Consider the following 20353-nt stretch of genomic DNA (forward strand, 5'->3'; position numbering starts at 1 on the left):
CTTTTTATAGGGCGGCCATTAGGCCAAGAAGTTATGACGCTATAACCGTGCGCCGATGCTGACCCAGTACGGGTTGTGCCAGGTGACGTGGATCGGCAGCGAGCGCTCCAGCAGTTGCAGGGTGCGGTCGCTATCGTCCAGCGGATAGAGGCCGCTCAGACGCAGACCGGCCACTTCGGGGCTCAGGTGCAGGATGCCGCGTCGGTACGGGCGCAGGCCGTCGATCACTTCGCTCAACGGTCGGTCGCGCACTTCCAGGCGACCTTGTACCCAGGCGCTTTCCTGCCCTGTACTGCGCTCCAGAGCCAGAATGTCCTGTGCGTTGAACCGCAGACTCTCCCCCGCCTCCACCACTTGCCGCGCACCGCCGGCGGTAACCACTTCGACCTGCGAGTGCAGCATCACCAGGCGGGTGAAATCATCGTTTTGTTGCACGAGGAATTTCGTCCCCAGCGCACGCATCCGACCGTGCTCAGTCTCGACCACGAATGGCCGCGCAGGATCCCTGGCGACATCCACCAACAACTCGCCCGTACGCAATGCCAACAAGCGCTGAACCGCATCGAATTGCGTCACTACGCGCGTCCGCGCATTCAGGCTCAGCGCACTGCCATCCTCCAGGGTGAAATCGCGTCGTTCGCCGGTGCCGGTCGCCAGTTCACCGGCTTCCGGCAGCCAGCCATAGCGACGCCCGAGCAACCCGGCCAGCACCGCGATGCCGAGCACACTCAAGCTGCCGCTGAGAAAGCGCCGTCGACTCGACGGCGCGTTCAGGCTGTGCAGCAGGCTGTTACGCGGCAGCCCGCGCAAGGTCGGATTACGCAGCAGGTTCAGGCCGCCGCCCATTTGCTCGATGATCCGCTGGTGCCTTGGGTCGGCCGCGCGCCACGCTTCGAACGCGGCACGCTCGCCTGCGCTGGCCTCGCCGGACTGCAACAGTGCCATCCACTGCGCCGCCTCATCGATCACCGCTTCGTCCGGCCTCATGCCTGCATCGCCTGATAGCAACGCTTGAAGGCCTCGACCATGTACTGCTGCACCCGGCTGGTGGAAACCCCCAGCCGTTCGCCGATTTCGCTGTAGGTCAAACCGTCGAGCTGATGGTAGAGAAACGCGGCTTTGGCCTTGGCTGACAAACCGTTGAGCAGGCGATCGACCGCCAGCAGCGCCTCGATCACCAGCGCCCGCTCCTCCGGCGATGGATGCACCGGTTCCGGCGCCAGCGCCAGGCTTTCCAGATAGGCGCGTTCCAGGTCCTGGCGGCGCCAGCCTTCATAGACCAGCCGCCGGGCGATGGTGGTCAGCAGCGCCCGCGGCTCGCGAATGGCGGTCGGGTCCGGCAGGGCCAACACCCGTAGAAAGGTTTCCGATGCGATGTCTTGTGCACTGTGCGGGCAACCCAGCGTGCGGCCAACGGCAGCGCACAGCCAGCGATAGTCCTTTTGGAACATTTGCCCAATCATCCGGTAATGCGGGTTTTGAACATCACCCATGTCTTGCTCCCTGAAACGGGTCCCACCCGCTGCGAAAAACCATCGTTCTGCCGGGATCGTCCGGCTCCAGATCAGGGGGCGACTGTGCAATAGCGCTGCTTACATTTGAAGTAATTAAAAATCAGGATAAGCAAACTATTGAGAATAAGACGCGCCGTCGCCGCAGAAATATTGACTGACACAACGTTGATCCCGGTCAGTTGCCCGCCCTGAAGCACTCTCTAATCTGCGCGCTCCATCGAACGCCAAGGACGGCTCACCGGGAGCCCGCGGCTATCCCTTCAAGGAAGAAAACCATGCGATCACTGAAGATTATTCTGCTGTCCTCGGCATTCAACGGCCTGACCCAACGCGCCTGGCTGGAGCTGCGCCAGGCCGGGCACTCGCCCAGCGTTGTGGTGTTCACCGATGAAGCCTCGGTGTGCGAACAGATCGAACACAGCGGCGCCGATCTGGTGATCTGCCCGTTCCTCAAAGATCGCGTGCCGCATGCGCTGTGGAGCAATGCCCGGCGTCCGGTGGTGATCATCCACCCGGGAATCGTCGGCGATCGTGGCGCCAGCGCGCTGGATTGGGCGATCAGCAATGAACTGACGCGCTGGGGCGTGACCGCCCTGCAAGCGGTGGAAGAAATGGACGCCGGCCCGGTCTGGTCCACCTGCGAATTCAATCTGCCGTCGGGCCTGCGCAAGTCCGAGCTGTACAACGGTCGGGGCAGCGATGCGGCGATTCGCTGTATTCGCGAAGTGGTCGAGAAATTCATCGACGGCGTGCAACCGGTCGCACAGGATTACACCGACCCCAAAGTCCGCGGCCGCTTGCAGCCGAACATGAAGCAGGACGACCGCACCTTCAGCTGGCACGACTGTTCGCGCTTCATCAAACGCTGCATCGACGCCGCCGATGGCCAGCCCGGAGTTTTGGCGAGTCTGGCCGGCGGGCAGTATTACGTGTACGACGCGCACCTCGATCAGCGCACCGGCATTCCCGGCAAGATTCTCGCGGTGCATGACGACGCGGTGCTGGTCGCGACCGGCGATCACAGCTTGTGGATCGGCTCGCTGCGGCGCAAACCGCTACCCGGCGAAGAAACCTTCAAGCAACCGGCGCGGCATGTGCTGGCCGGGCAATTGGCCGACGTACCGACCCTCGACTGGTCGATTGCCAGCCAGCCGTTCAGCGACGAGGCCTATCAGCCGATCCGCTATCGCGAATCCGGGCATGTCGGTGAGCTGACGTTCGAGTTCTACAATGGCGCGATGAGCACCGAACAGTGCCAGCGCATGGTCGAGGCGCTGCGCTGGGCCAAGTCTCGGGACACTCGCGTGCTGTTGATCAAGGGCGGGCGCGGCAGCTTCTCCAACGGTGTGCACCTGAACGTGATCCAGGCCGCGCAGGACCCGGGCGCCGAAGCCTGGGCGAATATTCAGGCAATCGACGATGTCTGCGCTGAGCTGCTCAGCGCGCGGCAACTGGTGGTCAGCGGCGTAACCGGCAATGCCGGGGCCGGCGGCGTGATGCTGGCGCTGGCCGCCGACATCGTGTTTGCCCGCGCCGACATCGTGCTCAATCCGCATTACAAGAGCATGGGCCTGTACGGCTCGGAATACTGGACCTACAGCCTGCCCCGCGCCGTCGGCCCGGCGATGGCCGAGCAACTGACCCAGGCTTGTCTGCCGGTCAGTGCCACTCAGGCGCTGCAACTGGGCATGGTCCAGGAAATCGGCCCGCGCTGCCCGGATGAGTTTTCACTGTGGCTGCTGCAGAGGGCCAACGCAACGCTGAGCGATCCGACCTACGCCGCCGTGCGCGAGCGCAAGTTGCGCGTCGATCAGGTGCTGATCCAGCAGTGCCGGGAAAACGAACTGCAGGAAATGCAGGAAGACATGCTCTACAACCGCAACCAGTTTGCCGAGAAGTGCCGCCACTTCGTCTACAAGCGCAAGGCCTGCGGCACACCGGCGCGGTTGGTGGAAGACTGGGCGCGGGTGCGTTCGACCGAGTTGGCCAGTTGATTTTGCGGTGACTGCCTTCCCCTCACCCTGGCCCTCTCCCAAGGGAGAGGGAACTGACCAAAGTGTCTGGCGCCCCGCATCGACCTGAAATATCTCGGTCGATTATGGATTCAACGCTGATCGTTCAAGTCGGTGTATTTCTTCAATATTCCCCAATCAGTCCCCTCTCCCTCCGGGAGAGGGTTAGGGTGAGGGGCTTTTGCCTTTACAATGCGCGCACCTCAGACACCGGCCCGCCCATGGACATCGATCTCGCCCGCACCTTTCTGGAAATCGTTCGCCACGGCAGTCTCGCTGCGGCGGCGCAGAAGCTGTTCGTCACGCAGACGGCGATCACCGCCCGGGTGCAGAAACTTGAAAGTCAGTTGGGCAGCACGCTGTTCGTGCGCAACCGTGCCGGGGCGAAACTCACCGCCAATGGCGAAGCCTTCGTGGTCTACGCCAATCAACTGGTGCAGACCTGGGAAGCCGCGCGGCGCGACCTGCCGCTGCTGGACGGTTATCACAACGTGCTGCACATCGGCGGCGAAGTCAGCCTGTGCAATCCGTTGATGCTCAGTTGGGCCGCCGAACTGCGCGAGAAGATCCCCGGGCATGCCCTGCGCATGGAAATTCGCGACGGCGAAAACCTCCTGCGTCAACTCGAACTTGGCGTGCTCGATGCCGCACTGGTCTATCAGCCCGAATACTGGCCGGGCCTGCAGGTCGAGCAGGTGTTGGAAGAGAAGCTGATTCTGGTGCGTGCGCCGAACCGCCCGGATCCCTACGTCTACATCGACTGGGGGCCGGATTTCCGTCGGCAACACGACGCCGCCCTGCCGGACAAGGCCAAAGCCGCGCTGAGTTTCAACCTCGGCCCGCTGGCCCTGCAATACATCCTCGAACACGGCGGCAGCGGCTATTTCCGCACGCGCGTGGTGCGCAGCTATCTGGAAACCGGGGCGCTGGAAGCGGTGACCAAGGCCCCGGAATTCGGTTACCCGACCTATCTGGTGTACGCCCGCGAACGTGACTCGGCGACGCTGCAGCAGGCCTTCGATCTGCTGCGCCAGGTGATCGCCACCGATGACGACTGGTCGCAACGCTGGAACCCGTTGAGCTGAGTCGGCCGCTTTACACCGGAGCATGGCGCAAGTGACCTCAAGGTGCGGCCTGCACAAACGGCCGGATCGGCTAATCTGCCGGGTATAACAACAATACCCACAGGTGAACGCATTGAGGCAGACCACCGAGGCATTCCGCAGCCGCTACCGCGCGGCCATTCATCCGTTGTACAACCCGTGGCTGCATGGCGCCTTCGTGCTGCTGTTCGGCGTGCTGGCGATCGGCGCATTCTGGAGCAGCGCGCATCAGGTACAGCCGCTGGAATGGCTGAGCGTGCCGCTGACCCTGCTGTTCTTCAACTTCGGCGTGTACATGGTTCATCGCCATCTCGGCCATCACAAAAAGACTTTCGCCAAGCTGTTCTACGCCCGGCACGCCGGCGATCATCACAGCTTTTTCACCCCCGGCCACATGACCTATGACGGCGCTCGCGACTGGCGGGTGATTCTGTTTCCGGCCTGGCTGATCGTGGTGCATACGCTAGTCATTACCCTGCCGTTGTGGTGGCTGCTTGCGCAGCTCAATACCAATGTCGCCGGGCTGTTCGGCGGCTGCATGGTGCTGGGCTATCTGGCCTACGAGGTGTTTCACGCCTGCGAGCATTTGCCAGCGCACAACCTGCTGACCCGCCTGCCGTGGATCCGTCAGATGCGTCATCTGCATGAGTTGCATCACCGTCGCGAGCGCATGCAGGAACGCAATTTCAATATCGTTTTCCCGCTGATGGATTACCTGTTCGGCACCCTGTACTGGGAGCCGCACCCCGCCCCGTTGCGCTATTCGAGATCGCCCATGACCCGCATGCAGCACCAGATCGACATCGCCGGCGAGCCGATTGCCGTGCTCCGCTACGCCGCCAGCGTCAGCCACTGGCCCGAATGGCACCCGTCGTCGCTGAAAATCGACGGCCCGCAAGGCCCGTTGCATGCCGGTGCGCGTTTCGAGGAAGACATTCATGCCGGTGGGCGCGCCGGCCATTTGCGCTGGGAGGTCACCGAGTACCTGCCCGGTCGACGCTGGTGCGCAAAAGCGCGCGGCGATCACGGTTTATCGCTGCTGCTGACCTACGAATGCGCGGCAGAAGCCGATGGCACGCGGTTCGTGCGCACCCTGGATTACCAATTCGATGGCCTGGGCATGCGCCTTGCCAATCGCTTGTTGCTCAAGCGCCGCATCGAACGTGAATCGGCGACCTCGATGCAGGCCCTGCGCGGTATGGCGCTCAGACACTTGGCGCTGACGGGGCACCGTTCATGAAGCGCCTGCTGTCGGTGCTGGTGATCCTCGTCATCGCGTTTCTGCTGTTGATGCCGACCAAGGTGCAACCGGTGGCGTGGAAGCCGCCAGCGGCGCCGTCTCTGAGCGAAGGACCGTACGCGGAGAACCAGCGGCTCAAGGCCGCTGAACAGGTTGGTCCGAGTGATATCGACGGCCCCGAAGCACTGCTGCTGGAAGGCGACTTCCTGATCACCGGTCTGCATGACGGGCGACTGATCCGCACCAGCCTCGATGGCAAGGAGCGCAAGGTGCTGACCGACACCGGCGGCCGGCCGCTGGGTCTGGCGCGACATCCCAATGGTTTGCTGGTGATCGCCGATGCGGTCAAAGGTCTGCTGTCGCTCGACGCCCAGGGTCGATTGATTCCTCTGACTACCGAGGCCAATGGCTTGCCCTTCGGTTTTACCGACGATGTGGCGATCGACAAGTCCGGGCACTACGCCTATTTCAGCGACGCCAGCAGCCGATGGGGCTATGGCCATGACAGCGAAGCGATCATCGAACACGCTGGCGACGGCCGTTTGCTGCGTTATGACTTTCAGACCGGCAAGACCAGCGTACTCCTCGACAAACTGGAGTTTGCCAACGGCGTGACCCTCGGCCCGGATGACGCCTATGTGCTGGTCAACGAAACCGGCGCCTACCGCATCAGCCGCTACTGGCTGACGGGGCCCAAAACCGGGACCCACGACCTGTTCATCGACAACCTGCCCGGCCTGCCGGACAACCTCGCCTTCAACGGTAGCAACCGCTTCTGGGTCGCGCTCTACGCGCCGCGCAGTGCCTTGCTCGATGGCACCGCCGGGCACCCGTTCGTACGCAAGATGATCGTGCGCGCGCTGACGGTGTTGCCCAAACCGGTGGAGAAACGCGGGTTTGTCCTGGGGCTGGATCTTGAGGGCAAGGTGATCGCCAATCTGCAGGACGCCAGCAGCGGTAATTACTCGCCGATCACCACGGCACGCGAGTATGGGGACTGGCTGTATCTGGGGTCGCTGAAGGCTACGCACATGGCGCGATTGCCACTGGCGGATGCATTGAAGTGAGTCCGGGCCAATGTGGGAGCGGGCTTGCTCGCGAAAGCGGTGTGTCAGGCAACAATGATTTCGCCTGTGCAGGCCTCTTCGCGAGCAAGCCCGCTCCCACAGAGGGATTGCATTCCAGTTGTAGGAGTGAGCCTGCTCGCGATAGCGGTCTATCAGTTACCGGACCTGTCGAATTTGTCCGGATCTTCGTCTTCAGGCAGATCCTCATCCGGCTCTTCGGGGTGGGTCGTGGAGTGCGCCGGGCTGTTGGGTTCGGGATGCGTGGGAACCGGGTCGAAACCGCCCTGCTCTTCACTGGGGAATCTGGGTGTGTTCATGAGGCACCTCGCAATGAGTCGGTAAGTGAAGACTCTGTACATTCGAGGTGCCTGTCGGGGGCTGCGTTCAGTCATTTCACCATCGCGGATCGGTAAAGCGACTGACGGTCAGGATCGAGCCTGTAACTGCGCGACGATCTTGTCTTTGACCTGCAAGCGTTTCTCTTTGAGCTTTTTCAGTGTGTCATCGCTGGGTGCATCCGAGGTCGCCGTCTCGGCCTTGACTACTTCGGCGTCCGCCTGGGAGTACTTGTTGATCAGCGCATCCAGAAACGGATCCTCAGTGCGTTTTTGCTGGACCTCTTCCTTCGTTAGCTTCAAATCCTGATACAGGTCATGAGTCACCGGCATGGAACACCTCCGTCAGTTGATCGGCAGCCAACGCGACCGATTGCGCTGGCAGTTATCAGAATGGCCTTGGTCGGGCCGTTCTGTCGACCTCCTGTCAGACCAGCGGTGGCCGTTCGTCGCCCTGTCGGAAACGCGATCAAACCTTTTCCCGCTCCACTCCCTCCATTGCATAACGTCAACAAAAACCTGTGTGGAGAAACATCAATGGACGGATTCAACCTGCGTCATCTCGTTTTGGCTGTCGCCCTGAGCGCCGGCATGGGCAGTGCCTTCGCCGCTACCTCGAACAGCTTTGTCGACAACGCCGCAGCCGGCGGCATTTCCGAGATCGAAACTAGCCGTCTCGCCCTGGAAAAAAGCCAGTCGGCCGACATCAAGGCCTTCGCCAACATGATGATCACTGACCACAGCAAGGCCAACGATGAGCTGGCCAGCATTGCCCAGGCCCATGACATCAAGGTTCCGGACACCACCACCCTGGTCAAGCAGGCCAAGGAAAAGATCCTCGACATGCGCGATGAATCGTTCGATGCGGCCTACGCCAACAATCAGGTCAAGGCCCACGAAGAAACCATCGAGCTGTTCAAGAAAGAGGCCAACACCGTGACCGACGACAAAGTCAAAGGCGCCCCCGAGCTGAAGGCCTTTGCGCAGAAAATGCTCCCGGCATTGGAAAAACACCTGACCGCCGCCAAAGAGTTGCAGGCCAAACACCCGAGCAAATAGACCGGGCGCTGCACACTAAAAAGGCCGCATTCATTGAATGCGGCCTTTTGTCGTTTCAGAGCGATTTAACCGCCGTCGGTGTCGATGTCGGCATCGGTTTCTTCACCGGGCTTCGGACGATCAGGCTCAGGTTCAAACCCCGGGCTGAACTCGTTATCGTTATCGGTGTGTCTGTTCTTCTGATCCACCGCCGGATCGGCACTCTGCGCCTGCTCGGTACCACCCGTGGGTTGCGTTGGCGGGCTCTGTCCCGGCACTTGCGGGTCGATGGCCGGGTCGTTGCGATTGATCGGTTCTGAACCCTGGTTCTGTTGTTGCTTGGTTTGCTCGTTCATGGCTACCTCGTTTTTCACTACCGGCGCGACTGAAACCGGCCGGCCTTGAAGATTCGAAGCCTGGGTAGCGCCAACGTTCAAAACATCGCTGGTTGCCAACTCGCCAACTAGAATATCGTTGCGTTCCATGCCTCAGATCAAAAATATCCTTTCGGGCTCGAACAACTATTTCGAACGGCAAAGGTCACTGACTTCGCACCGGTCATTTTTTACAGAACCGGCCCCAATACGCTACGGAGCAACAGGCACATGGCAGCACTGCAGAACAGCACACTCGATGCGATGAAGAACAAACAACCACAACTGCTGGGCGAATGGATCAACGGACTGGAAGCCAGCGGCGCCAACCGCAACCTCAAGGACCACGATCTGCAACAGCAGACCAGCGAATTCCTGCAACTGGTGATCAACGGCCTGCAGGACGACAACGGCACCAACATCAATGCGCCGGGCTGGGAGTCCACCCGCCAGTTCCTCGAAAAGCTCTCCCATAGCCGTGCCCTGCTCGGTCAGGATTCGCAACAGACCGCCAGTTTCATCTTCGCCCTCAAAGGCCCGCTGTTCTCCCTGCTGCAAAGTCACTACCGCGAACAACCCGCGCTGCTGGCCGAACAACTCTGGGAAATTTCCGAGTTGTTCGACGCCTTCGGCTTGCACACCATCCGCACCTTCCAGAAATCCCGCGAGGCGGTGATCAAGCGTCAGCAGGAAGAACTGCTGGAGCTGTCCACTCCGGTGGTCAAGCTGTGGGACGGCGTGCTGGCGCTGCCAATGATCGGCACCCTCGATTCGCAACGTACCCAGGTGGTGATGGAATCGCTCCTGCAACGCATTGTCGACACCGGTTCGGAAATCGCCATCATCGACATCACCGGCGTGCCGACCGTCGACACGCTGGTCGCCCAGCACCTGCTGAAAACCGTGACCGCGATTCGTCTGATGGGTGCCGACTGCATCATCAGCGGCGTACGTCCGCAAATCGCCCAGACCATCGTCCACCTCGGCCTCGACCTGCAAGGCGTGGTGACCAAGGCGAACCTGGCCGACGCACTGAAACTCGCCCTCACCCGCCTGGGCATCAGCCTCGGCCAAGCGGTCTGAGCCGATGGAACGTATCCCGATTCTCCAAATGGGCAAGTTCCTGCTGGTCACCATTCAGGTCGACATGCATGACCAGCTCGCCCTCACGTTGCAGGACGACTTGTCCGAGCGCATCAGCAACACCTCGGCGCGTGGTGTGCTGATCGACATCTCGGCGCTGGACATGGTCGACTCGTTCATTGGCCGGATGATCAGCACGATTTCCGCCCTGTCGAAAATCATGGACGCCGAAACCATGCTGGTCGGCATGCAGCCGGCGGTGGCGATCACCCTGGTCGAACTCGGCCTGACCCTGCCGGGTGTCAGCACCGCACTGAACGTCGAGCGCGGGATGAAACTGCTGCAGGAACGAGTAAACCGGCAATGACCGTACGCAGCAGCGGTACTCAACCCATCCATATCGAGCAGGATGTCGTGCTCGCACGCCAGACCGCCCGCAAACTGGCCACCGAATGCGGGATGCGCCTGATCGACCTGACCAAAATGGTCACGGCGGTCAGCGAACTGGCCCGCAACACCATGGTTTACGGTGGCGGCGGCGACATGGACTGGCAGATTCTCGATGAAGATCACAAGGTCGGTCTGCGCTTGACGTTCCGTGACGAAGGCCCCGGTATTGCCGATATCAAACTGGCGATGACCGACGGCTGGACCTCCGGCAGCGGCATGGGCCTGGGCCTGACCGGGGCAAAACGCCTGGTCGAGGAGTTCGAACTGGACACTGCGCCCGGCAAGGGCACGCGAATAACGATCACCCGATGGACATGAATATCGCAGGGTCGCTGACCCAGGTGCTGCTGATCGAAGACAGCAGCCAGATCGGCCATGCCCGGCGCACCGCGCAACGGCTGGCCGAGCAACACGGCTTCGATGCGACCGATGCCGGGCGCGTGGCGCTGGTTGCCACCGAACTGGCGAGCAACGTGCTCAAGCACGCCAGCCGTGGCGAAGTTCACCTGCGCCTGCTGCCGCGCCCCAACGGGTACGGTATCGAGATGCTCGCGGTCGATCGTGCTCAGGGCTTTGACCTCGACGCCTGCCTGACCGACGGTTTTTCCACCGGCGGCACTCAGGGCATTGGACTGGGTGCCGTGGCGCGGCAGACCGAAGTCTTCGACGTCCACGCCGACGCCCGTGGCGCGGTGCTGCTGGCGCGTTTATACCCGCGCGGCGACCGTCAACCGGACTTGCGCTACGGCGTCAGCCAGCACTCGTTGCACAACGATCCGGCGTGCGGCGACACCTGGCACCTGGCGTACAACGGCGCCAACGTCAGTGCGCTGATCATCGACGGCCTCGGTCACGGTGAGGATGCCGAGCGCGCGGCCAAGGCCGGCGAGCGGGTGTTCGCCCAGACGCCGTTCGCCAGCCCGGTGCTGCTGATGGAGGACATGCACCGCGACATGATCGGCAGCCGTGGCGGCGCCGCAGCGTTCGCCCAGTTCAATGCCGCCCGCGACGGCCTGACCTTTACTGGCGTGGGCAACATCGGCGCCAGCCTGATCACCGCCGACAAGTCGCGGGGCCTGGCCTCGCATCCGGGCATCGTCGGCGGCCAATACCGGAAAGCCCAGCCTTTTGACTATGCTCACGTGAACGGACATCTATTGATCATGTACAGCGACGGCTTGCAGTCCCGTTGGAATCTTCAAGACTACCCCGGCCTGGTGCACCGCCATCCCGCCGTGATAGCCAGCGTCCTGCACCGCGACTTCTGTCGCGGGCGCGACGATGTAACGGTGCTGGTCGTTGCCCTGGAGGCCGCCCATGGCTGAGTCGCCAACCCTGAACCCCGCCGAGCAGGCTGCGCTGATCGCCCAGTTGCAGAGCGAGACCGCCGCCCTGCGCGAAGAACTCGACGAAACCAATCAGGGCGTGCTGGCGCTCTACGCCGAACTCGATACCCAGGCGGAAGAGCTGAAGCAGGCCTCGGACCTGAAAAGCCGTTTCCTGTCGTACATGAGCCATGAGTTCCGCACCCCGCTGGGCTCGATCCTGAGCATCAACAGTTTGCTGGCCGACGAGCTCGACGGCCCGCTCAGCCCCGAGCAGCACAAGCAGGTGGCGTTCGTCAGCAGCGCCGCCCGTGAACTCAGCGACATGGTCGATGACTTGCTCGATCTGGCGAAGATCGAAGCCGGGCGAATCACCATTTCCCCGGCGTGGTTCGACATGTTCGACCTGTTCTCCGCCCTGCGCGGGATGTTCCGGCCGATCGTCGATGCCTCGGCGGTGGATCTGATCTTCGAAGAACCGGTCGGCCTGCCGCGCCTGTACACCGACGACAAGAAACTCGCGCAGATCCTGCGCAATTTCATTTCCAACTCGCTGAAGTTCACCACCCGTGGCGAAGTGCGGGTTTCGGCGCGACTTGAAGGCTCGGACAAAGTACGTTTTGCCGTCAGCGACACCGGTATCGGTATCGCGCCGGAGCTGCATGGTGCATTGTTCGAGGACTTCTCGCAGGTCGACTCGCCACTGCAGAAACGCCTGCGCGGCACCGGCCTCGGCTTGTCGCTGTGCAAGCGCTTCGCGGCGCTGCTCGGCGGCGAGGTCGGGATGGACAGTACACCGGGGGTCGGCTCGACCTTTTTCGTGATCATTCCACTGGCGCTCGCCTTGGAGAACGTCGATGAAACGTGACATCCGTCTGTTGATCGTCGACGACAACGTCGCCACCCGCTACGCCTTGCGCCGGCGCCTGGAGCGCCATGGCTACGAAGTGCTGGAGGCCGGCACCGGCAGCGAGGGCCTGGCGCTGATCGCGAGCGAGCCGCTCGATGCGCTGATCCTCGACGTCAACCTGCCGGACATGAGCGGCTTCGACATCGTACGCATCTTGCGTGCTGATGCACGCACCGCGTTGCTGCCGGTGATCCACGTGTCCGCCGCCTCGATTCAGACGGGCGACATCATCACCGGCCTCGACGCCGGCGCCGATGCCTACCTGATTCACCCGGTGGACCCGGACGTGCTGCTGGCGACCCTGCGCACCCTGCTGCGGGTACGCGACACGGAAAACGCGCTGCGTGAAAGCGAGGCACGCTTTCGCGAGATTTTCGTCAATGTTTCAGCGCCGATTGCCGTGCTCGATGCCAACCTGAAAGTGCATGAGTGCAACCACGCCTTCGCGCAGATGATTCAGGACAACCGCAACCCGGAAACGCTCAGCGAGTGCTTTGATGAAGACCAGGGCGCGATCCTCAACGAGTTGCGCCTGCGGCTGGTCGATGGCGAGCGCTGGAAAGGCACGCTGAGCATGCGCGTGCGCGGCGAGGTCCGCGAAACCGAGTGGCAGATTTCGCCGTACCGCACGCCGCAGCTGAGCCTGGTGTTTGTCGAGGACATCACTGAACACCGCCATCGCGAGCGCTCGCACCTGGCGCGGCTGGACGACACCACCACACAACTGGCCAAGGAAGTTGCCGAGCGGGTGCGTGCCGAATCGCAACTGCTGCAAGTGCAGAAGATGGACGCACTGGGTAAACTCACCGGCGGCATCGCCCACGACTTCAACAACCTGCTCACCGGGATCATCACCAGCCTCGAACTGATCCAGAAACGCATGGCCGATGCGCGTCCGGACAAGGTGCAGTTCTACGCCGAAGCGGCACTCAATTCGGCGATGAGCGCGGCCTCCCTGACCCATCGCCTGCTGGCTTTCGCCCGCCAACAGCCGCTGGACACGCGACCGGTAGACATCAACGAGCAGGTGCGCTCACTGGAAGAATTGCTGGTGCGCACCATTGGCGAACGCATCACCCTCAAGCTTGAACTGACCAGCAAACCGGCGATTGCCCTGGTCGATCCGGTGCAGCTGGAAAGCGCGGTGCTGAACCTGGTAATCAACGCCCGCGATGCGCTGCCCAAGGGCGGCAATATCTGGGTCAACACCTATGCCGCGTACTCCCATGGCGATCCGAACATGGCCGATGGCGCGTATGTTGCGTTGTCGGTACGCGACGACGGCACCGGCATCGAGCACAGTGTGATCGACAAGGTGTTCGACCCGTTCTTCACCACCAAGCCGCTGGGTCAGGGCACCGGGTTGGGGCTGTCGACCATCTACGGTTTCGCTCGCCAGTCCGGTGGCGATGCACATATCCGCAGCGTGGCAAGGCGTGGTACGGAAGTGACGATCATGCTGCCGGCCACCAGTGACCCGACCGGAGCTGATATCGCGCCAGTGGTTGTCGATCCGCAGGGCTCGGGCGAGCATGTGCTGATTGTCGAGGACATGCCAGCAGTGCGCATGTTCGTCACCGAAGTGCTGGAGGATGCCGGTTATCGCTGCACCCAGGCGGCGGATATCGAAACCGCGCTGGAGCGTTTGCAGAATGATCCGACGATCGACCTGCTGCTGAGCGACGTCGGCCTGCCACGCATGAGCGGCCGGGAACTGGCGGACGTGGCGCGGGGCTGGCGTGCCGCTTTGCCGATCCTGTTCATGACCGGTTATGCCGAGACCGCGATCAATCGTCAGGTGTTTCTGGGCAGTGGCATGGAAATGCTGGTCAAGCCGTTCCAGATCAGCGAACTGCTGGACAAGGTCCGCCGCACGCTTGACGGTGCCTGACACACCGCCTTCGCGAGCAAGCTCGCTCCCACATTGGATCTGTGGTGATCAACTACCGTGAGCACACCACAAAATCCTGTGGGAGCGAGCTTGCTCGCGAAGGCGTCGGTACATCCAGCATCATCATTGCCTGACACACCGCTTTCGCTGGCAAGCCAGCTCCCACACTGGATCTGTGTTGATCACCAACCGTGTGCACACTCAAAACCTGTGGGAGCCAGCCTGCTGGCGATGGGGCGGGTGCTATCGGCTCAAGGCCCGCGCCAGAAACGGCGCCGTGCGGCTCTTCTTGCTCGCTGCGACTTTCTGCGGCGTGCCCGCCACAACAATCCTGCCGCCCTGATCCCCGGCCCCCGGGCCGATGTCGATCACCCAGTCACTCTGCGCCACCACGCGCATTTCATGCTCGACCACGATCACCGTGTGTCCTGCCGTGACCAGCGTATCCAGTTGCTCCAACAATCGATCGACGTCCCGCGGATGCAGCCCGGTGGTCGGTTCATCCAGCACATACAAGGTCGCGCCACGCTGATTGCGCTGCAACTCGGTGGCCAGTTTGATCCGCTGCGCTTCACCCCCCGACAACTCGGTGGCCGGTTGGCCCAGACGCAGATATCCGAGGCCGATATCACGCAGCACCTCCAGTGAACGGCGAATACCCGGTTGCTCGCCGAACACTTCAACCGCCTCCTCCACGGTCAGTTGCAGCACCTGCGCGATGCTCAAGCCTTGCCACTCAATCGCCAAGGTCTGCGGGTTGTAACGCGCGCCATGACAGGTCGGGCACGGCGCATACACGCTCGGCATGAACAGCAACTCGACACTGACAAAACCCTCCCCCTCGCAAGTCGGGCAGCGGCCCTTGGCGACGTTGAAGGAGAACTGCCCGGCGTCATACCCCGCCGCACGCGCCTCGGGTGTGGCGGCGAACAGTTTGCGCACGTTGTCGAACAGCCCGGTGTAGGTCGCCAGGTTCGAACGCGGCGTGCGGCCAATGGGTTTCTGATCAACCTGCACCAGGCGTTTGATCGACTCCAGCCCCGCCGTCACCTGACCACTGCTGGCCTGCGGCGCATCATCTTCAAGACTGAGTTCTTCCGGCGCCTCCTCAACCACCGGCCGCCCCAACTGCGCGCCGACCAGTTCCAGCAACGCCTGACTGACCAGACTCGACTTGCCCGAACCGGAAACACCGGTCACCGAGGTGAAACAGCCCAGCGGAAATTCAGCGCTGAGGTTGTGCAGGTTATTGCGGCTGATCCCGTCAAGTTTCAGCCACCCTGTCGGCTTGCGCGCGGTGCGGGTCTGCCGCTGGCTTTCCGCGAACAGATAGGCGCGGGTCTGCGACGCTGCAACCTCGGCCAGCCCGGCCGGCGGGCCGCTGTACAACACCTGCCCACCCTTCTCGCCCGCTGCCGGGCCGACGTCGATCAGCCAGTCGGCGCGGCGCATGGTTTCCAGGTCATGCTCGACCACAAACAGCGTATTGCCGTCGGCCTTCAAGCGCTGCAAGGCTTCGAACAGCGCCTCGCCATCGGCCGGATGCAGACCGGCGGACGGCTCGTCGAGCACGTAGATCACGCCGAACAATTGCGAACCCAATTGCGTCGCCAGACGCAGACGCTGCAGCTCGCCGGACGACAGCGTCGGCGTGCTGCGCTCCAGTGCCAGATAACCGAGGCCCAGATCGGTCAGGGTGCTGACCCGTTCCAGCAAGTCCTCGGCAATCCGTTGCGCCGCCAGACGTTTTTCCAGCGACAGGTTCGGTGTGTGGCGCACGTCCGGCGCACTGGTGTGGCCGCTGGCGCCATGGGCCACACGCTGCTGGCGGGCCTCGCGGGTTTGCGCATGACTGAGGGTTTCGCCGCTTTCCTCGGACTGCTGCAGATACGTCGCCGCAGCCACGGGTTTCAATACTTCGGCCACTTGCAGCAACGGCATTTGCGACAGTTCACCGATGTCGTAACCGGCAAAGGTCACCGACAACGCTTCACGCTTGAGGCGCTTGCCGTCGCACAACGGGCACGGGCTGCCGAGCATGAACTGCGAAACACGCTTCTTCATCAGCGCACTTTGCGAGTGGGTAAAGGTGTGCAGGATGTAGCGGCGGGCGCCGGTGAAGGTGCCCTGATAACTCGGCTCCATCTTGCGCTTGAGGGCAACTCGGGTTTCTTCCGGGGTCAGCCCGGCGTACACCGGCACGGTCGGGGTTTCTTCGGTAAACAGAATCCAGTCACGCTGCTTTTTCGGCAGTTTCTTCCAGGGGATGTCGACGTCGATGCCCATGGTCACGAGGATGTCGCGCAGGTTCTGCCCTTGCCAGGCCAGCGGCCAGGAGGCCACGGCGCGTTGGCGGATGGTCAGGTTCGGATCGGGCACCATCAGCGCCTCGGTCACCTCATAGACTCGACCAAGGCCATGGCACTCGGGGCACGCACCCTGTGGCGTGTTCGGCGAAAAATCCTCGGCGTAGAGCATCGGCTGACCCGGCAGGTAACTGCCGGCGCGGGAATAGAGCATGCGGATCAGGCTCGACAGCGTGGTCACGCTGCCTACCGACGAACGCGTGCTCGGCGTGCCACGCTGCTGTTGCAGGGCCACGGCCGGCGGCAGGCCTTCGATGGAATCGACATCCGGCACGCCAACCTGGTCGATCAGCCGCCGCGCATACGGCGCCACCGACTCGAAATAGCGCCGCTGCGCTTCAGCGTACAACGTCGAAAAGGCCAATGACGACTTGCCCGAACCGGATACACCGGTGAACACCACCAGCGCATCGCGGGGGACATCGACGTCGACGTTTTTCAGATTGTGTTCCCGGGCGCCACGCACCCGAACCATGCCGGTGGGTGCCTTGGAATTACGCTTGGAAGTCATTGGCGGGCCTTGATCGGAAAATGTAAGTCGAACCCAAAACCTGTGGCGAGGGAGCTTGCTCCCGCTGGGTTGCGAAGCGGCCCCAAATCCAGACGAATCAACCCGGCAGGTAAACCGCGGTTCCTGGGTTTACGACTGCTGCGCAGCCGAGCGGGAGCAAGCTCCCTTTCCACAGGGAATTGGGAATTAGCCAGTCAGGCACTGAGCACCGAGCGAATCATCTGCAACAACGCCTGCGGGCCATACGGTTTGCCCAGCAAGTGCGTGTCCGGGCTCAACTGGTGGTTGCGCGAGATGATGTCGCGGGTGTGGCCGGAGGTGAACAGCACCGCCACTGCTGGCCTCTGCACCTTGGCCCACGCGGCCAGATCAGAACTTTTGATCAGCCCCGGCATCACCACGTCGGTGAAAATCAGATCCACCTTCGCGCCGTCCAGCAGCATCTGCATCGCCACGTCGCCATTGCCGGCGGTCAGCACGCGGTAACCCTCTTCGCGCAGCAACTCCACGGCCGAGGCGCGCACCGCGTCGTTGTCCTCGACCACCAGAATGGTTTCATGGCCACCGCCCTGCTGCTTGCCGAGGCTCGGTGACTCTTCGAGGATCGGGCGCAGGCTGCGCGGAAAGTACAATTGCACTCGAGTGCCTTCGCCCACGGTGCTTTCGATCTCGACGTGGCCGCCACTCTGTTTGACGAAGCCGAACACCATGCTCAAACCGAGCCCGGTGCCCTGACCATCGGCCTTGGTGGTGAAGAACGGCTCGAACACTTGCTCGAGCATTTTCGGTGCAATGCCGACGCCGGTATCGCTGACCATCACCCGCACGAAATCGCCGGCAACGATGCCTTTGCCGGTGCAAAAGCTGCTGTCCAGCCGAGTATTGACGGCGCTGAGGACAATGGTGCCCTCGCCCTTCATCGCGTCCCGGGCGTTGATTGCCAGGTTGAGAATGGCGTTTTCCAGTTGATTGCGATCGACGTTGATGTGCCACGGCTCATGCGGCAATTGCACGTCGATTTGAATGGTCTCACCGAGGGCGCGTTGCAGCAGTTCGCCGACACCATCGAAGATCTGCCGTGGATCGCAGACCGCCGGTGACAACGGCTGACGCCGGGCGAAGGCGAGCAATTGCGACGACAGCTTGGCCCCACGCTCGACCGCCGCCAGCGACGCGCTGACCCGCCGTTGCACGTTGGCATTGTCCGGCTCATGCCGCGCCAGCAGGTGCAGATTGCCGGCGATCACCTGCAGCAGGTTGTTGAAGTCGTGGGCCACGCCGCCGGTCAGTCCGCCGATGGCTTCGAGCTTCTGCGACTGACGCAATTGCTCCTCGGCCGCCAGCCGCGCCCCGACTTCATCGGCCACACGCTGTTCCAGATTGCGGGTGAATTTGAGCAGGGACTCTTCGGCGTTCTTGCGCTCGTGAATGTCGATCAACACCCCGGGGAATCGAAACGGCGAACCGTGTTCGTCGAACTCGCAGGCGCCGCTGGCCAGCACCCACAGATAACTGCCGTCCGGGCGCTGTACCCGGTACTCGGCGTTGTAGGGCTCACCGGTCTGCAGCGAATGGCTGACCCGATCGTTCACCCACGCCAGATCATCCGCGTGGATCCGCGCTTCGCAGTAGGACTGCGGCAGATTGCTCAGGTCCTGACCCGGTGGATACGAAAACGTGCGGGCGAAACGCTCGTCCGCCGACAACACATTGTTCTTCACGTCCCAGACAAACGAGCCAAGCAAGGCCCCGGCATTGAGTGCCAGACGCACCCGCTCGTTGTCGGCGCGATAGGCATCTTCAGCCGCCTGACGCAGGCGCTCGGAGCGCACTAAGTCGGTGGTCTCGACCACCATCGCCATTACCCCGGCCGGCACACCGTCATCGTTGGCCACCGGGCTGTAATACAGGTCCATCCAGACGTCTTCGGGCACGCCATCACGCAACAGCACCAGTTCCTTGTTGCGAAACGACAAGGTGCCACCCGCCAGACAGGTATCGACCACATGCCGATTGAATTCGGCGACTTCCGGCCAGCCCAGTTCCACCGGCACCCCCAGCAGATACGGGTGGCGGCCACCGGCAAACTGCGAGTAGGCGTCGTTGTAGATCATGTAGCCGGCGCGGCCCCAGAGCATCACCATCGGCAAGGGGGACGCCAGCATCAACTGCACGGCGCTGCACAGACTGGCGGGCCAGGCGTCCAGCGGGCCGAGTTCGGTCTGACTCCAGTCGAACGCACAAATGCGCCCGGCCATCTCGCCTTTCCAGCCCTCACAACCGTGGCTATCGGATAAAAACTGCATCGATTGACTCGGTGTCCTGTGGTGTTTGCCCGATACATCGCGACGGCAGAACGCCGTGACGCCCGTCTGTTTCGAGCGTCACCGGCCGTAATGGTTTCATTAGGTTATAGCCGATTTCACACCCGGTTCGGCTTTAAACCCCGATCAGGTGCTTGAGCGGATGGTAGCCAGTTTTCATCTTCGCCGCGACGTCGAGAATCGCCTTCTCGATGCCGTTCAAATGCGTGCAGGTCAGTTCGATGGCGGCGCTCTGGTCACCCGCTTCAATGTATTCGATCAGGCGCAAATGTTCGTTGTCGCGGCAAGCTTCATGGCTGTCGTCATCCAGCGCCGCGACGTACAGCGAGGCGCGGGAAATCAGCTTCTGGAACCAGTCGAGCAGCACCGGGTTATTGAGGCTGCGCGCCAGTTTGAGGTGGAACTCGCCGAGCAGGTAAATCAGTTGCTCGTGATCGCCCGCCGCGTGGGCTGCGTCTTCCAGTAGCAGGTGCTCGCGCAAGACCTGCATGGCGGCGGTGTCCTTGCGCCGACAGAGTTCGGTGACCATACCGATCTCGATCAGCCGACGGGTTTCGAACAGCGAGCGGATCTCTTCGTTGCTCGGCAGCGACACCGATGCACCTTTATTGGGCTCGGTGGTGACCAGCCCCTCGGCTTCCAGTTGCTTGAGCGCGGCGCGTACCGACGTGCGGCTGACATTGAACAGCTCGGCCAGCGACGCTTCGCCCAGCTTCATCCCCGGACGCAGCGAACGCTTGCTGATCGCCTGGTAAATCCCTTGGTAGACGCGGTCGACCGTGGTTTCCAGTTTCTTCTCGGTCATTCGAA

At 62.3% G+C, this 20353-nt stretch carries 19 protein-coding genes; 11 read left to right on the forward strand and 8 right to left on the reverse strand.

Going from position 1 to position 20353, the window contains the following annotated elements; all coding sequences use genetic code 11:
* Positions 1 to 39 precede the first annotated feature (39 nt).
* Positions 40 to 987 (reverse strand): FecR family protein, encoded by a 948-nt coding sequence (locus tag V9L13_RS08345; RefSeq protein ID WP_338802162.1) that lies wholly within the window; start codon positions 985 to 987, stop codon positions 40 to 42.
* Positions 984 to 1493 (reverse strand): sigma-70 family RNA polymerase sigma factor, encoded by a 510-nt coding sequence (locus V9L13_RS08350; RefSeq protein WP_003225554.1) that lies wholly within the window; start codon positions 1491 to 1493, stop codon positions 984 to 986. The genes V9L13_RS08345 and V9L13_RS08350 overlap by 4 nt, the downstream gene beginning before the upstream one ends.
* 296 nt (positions 1494 to 1789) lie before the next feature.
* Between V9L13_RS08350 and V9L13_RS08355 the strand changes: the two genes are divergently transcribed.
* From V9L13_RS08355 to V9L13_RS08370, 4 genes are all read left to right on the forward strand, one after another.
* Positions 1790 to 3508, forward strand: a complete 1719-nt coding sequence (locus tag V9L13_RS08355; protein WP_338802163.1) for a hydrogenase maturation protein — start codon at positions 1790 to 1792, stop codon at positions 3506 to 3508.
* A 239-nt stretch (positions 3509 to 3747) separates the two neighbouring features.
* Entirely contained in the window at positions 3748 to 4611 is an 864-nt protein-coding gene (locus V9L13_RS08360; protein WP_045122483.1) for a LysR family transcriptional regulator, read from the forward strand.
* Between the two features lie 112 nt (positions 4612 to 4723).
* Entirely contained in the window at positions 4724 to 5869 is a 1146-nt protein-coding gene (locus V9L13_RS08365; protein ID WP_226499178.1) for an SRPBCC family protein, read from the forward strand.
* Positions 5866 to 6936 (forward strand): SMP-30/gluconolactonase/LRE family protein, encoded by a 1071-nt coding sequence (locus tag V9L13_RS08370; RefSeq protein WP_338802164.1) that lies wholly within the window; start codon positions 5866 to 5868, stop codon positions 6934 to 6936. The genes V9L13_RS08365 and V9L13_RS08370 overlap by 4 nt, the downstream gene beginning before the upstream one ends.
* A gap of 152 nt (positions 6937 to 7088) precedes the next feature.
* Here V9L13_RS08370 and V9L13_RS08375 read toward each other — a convergent pair whose 3' ends face one another.
* Positions 7089 to 7253 (reverse strand): hypothetical protein, encoded by a 165-nt coding sequence (locus V9L13_RS08375; RefSeq protein WP_338802165.1) that lies wholly within the window; start codon positions 7251 to 7253, stop codon positions 7089 to 7091.
* A gap of 108 nt (positions 7254 to 7361) precedes the next feature.
* Positions 7362 to 7604 carry a DUF465 domain-containing protein gene (locus tag V9L13_RS08380; RefSeq protein WP_027613686.1) on the reverse strand — a complete coding sequence of 81 codons (243 nt, stop codon included), beginning with the start codon at positions 7602 to 7604 and terminating at the stop codon, positions 7362 to 7364.
* A 204-nt stretch (positions 7605 to 7808) separates the two neighbouring features.
* On the opposite strand from V9L13_RS08380, the gene V9L13_RS08385 reads away from it, so the two are divergent.
* Complete coding sequence (locus tag V9L13_RS08385) at positions 7809 to 8330, forward strand: DUF4142 domain-containing protein (RefSeq protein ID WP_338802166.1); 522 nt, start codon at positions 7809 to 7811, stop codon at positions 8328 to 8330.
* A gap of 65 nt (positions 8331 to 8395) precedes the next feature.
* On the opposite strand, the gene V9L13_RS08390 is transcribed toward V9L13_RS08385, so the two are convergent.
* Complete coding sequence (locus V9L13_RS08390) at positions 8396 to 8665, reverse strand: hypothetical protein (RefSeq protein ID WP_338802167.1); 270 nt, start codon at positions 8663 to 8665, stop codon at positions 8396 to 8398.
* A gap of 249 nt (positions 8666 to 8914) precedes the next feature.
* Between V9L13_RS08390 and V9L13_RS08395 the strand changes: the two genes are divergently transcribed.
* From V9L13_RS08395 to V9L13_RS08420, 6 genes are read left to right on the forward strand one after another with little or no spacing between them, the layout of a single operon-like run.
* The gene (locus V9L13_RS08395) at positions 8915 to 9766 is read left to right on the forward strand and encodes an STAS domain-containing protein (protein WP_338802168.1); all 852 of its coding nucleotides are present in this window, start codon (positions 8915 to 8917) and stop codon (positions 9764 to 9766) included.
* A 4-nt stretch (positions 9767 to 9770) separates the two neighbouring features.
* Positions 9771 to 10133 carry an STAS domain-containing protein gene (locus V9L13_RS08400; RefSeq protein WP_003225568.1) on the forward strand — a complete coding sequence of 121 codons (363 nt, stop codon included), beginning with the start codon at positions 9771 to 9773 and terminating at the stop codon, positions 10131 to 10133.
* On the forward strand, positions 10130 to 10534 hold the full coding sequence (locus V9L13_RS08405; protein WP_027613681.1) for an anti-sigma regulatory factor: 405 nt from the start codon (positions 10130 to 10132) through the stop codon (positions 10532 to 10534). Before V9L13_RS08400 ends, V9L13_RS08405 begins: the two co-directional genes overlap by 4 nt.
* Complete coding sequence (locus tag V9L13_RS08410; protein WP_338802847.1) at positions 10531 to 11541, forward strand: ATP-binding protein; 1011 nt, start codon at positions 10531 to 10533, stop codon at positions 11539 to 11541. The genes V9L13_RS08405 and V9L13_RS08410 overlap by 4 nt, the downstream gene beginning before the upstream one ends.
* A complete protein-coding gene (locus V9L13_RS08415; RefSeq protein ID WP_003225574.1) occupies positions 11534 to 12409 on the forward strand; it encodes an ATP-binding protein in 876 nt (291 codons plus the stop codon). Before V9L13_RS08410 ends, V9L13_RS08415 begins: the two co-directional genes overlap by 8 nt.
* Complete coding sequence (locus tag V9L13_RS08420; RefSeq protein ID WP_338802169.1) at positions 12399 to 14342, forward strand: response regulator; 1944 nt, start codon at positions 12399 to 12401, stop codon at positions 14340 to 14342. Before V9L13_RS08415 ends, V9L13_RS08420 begins: the two co-directional genes overlap by 11 nt.
* A 243-nt stretch (positions 14343 to 14585) precedes the next feature.
* On the opposite strand, the gene V9L13_RS08425 is transcribed toward V9L13_RS08420, so the two are convergent.
* The 3 genes from V9L13_RS08425 to V9L13_RS08435 all read right to left on the reverse strand — a co-directional run bounded on the left by V9L13_RS08425 (position 14586) and on the right by V9L13_RS08435 (position 20348).
* On the reverse strand, positions 14586 to 17219 hold the full coding sequence (locus tag V9L13_RS08425) for an excinuclease ABC subunit UvrA (protein ID WP_338802170.1): 2634 nt from the start codon (positions 17217 to 17219) through the stop codon (positions 14586 to 14588).
* Positions 17220 to 17413: 194 nt separating this feature from the next.
* The gene (locus V9L13_RS08430; protein ID WP_338802171.1) at positions 17414 to 19525 is read right to left on the reverse strand and encodes an ATP-binding protein; all 2112 of its coding nucleotides are present in this window, start codon (positions 19523 to 19525) and stop codon (positions 17414 to 17416) included.
* Between the two features lie 133 nt (positions 19526 to 19658).
* Positions 19659 to 20348, reverse strand: coding sequence for a GntR family transcriptional regulator (locus V9L13_RS08435; RefSeq protein ID WP_045122485.1), 690 nt, complete (start codon positions 20346 to 20348; stop codon positions 19659 to 19661).
* Positions 20349 to 20353: the final 5 nt, after the last annotated feature.

The organism is Pseudomonas sp. RSB 5.4, from assembly GCF_037126175.1.
Classification (GTDB): Bacteria; Pseudomonadota; Gammaproteobacteria; order Pseudomonadales; family Pseudomonadaceae; genus Aquipseudomonas; species Aquipseudomonas fluorescens_H.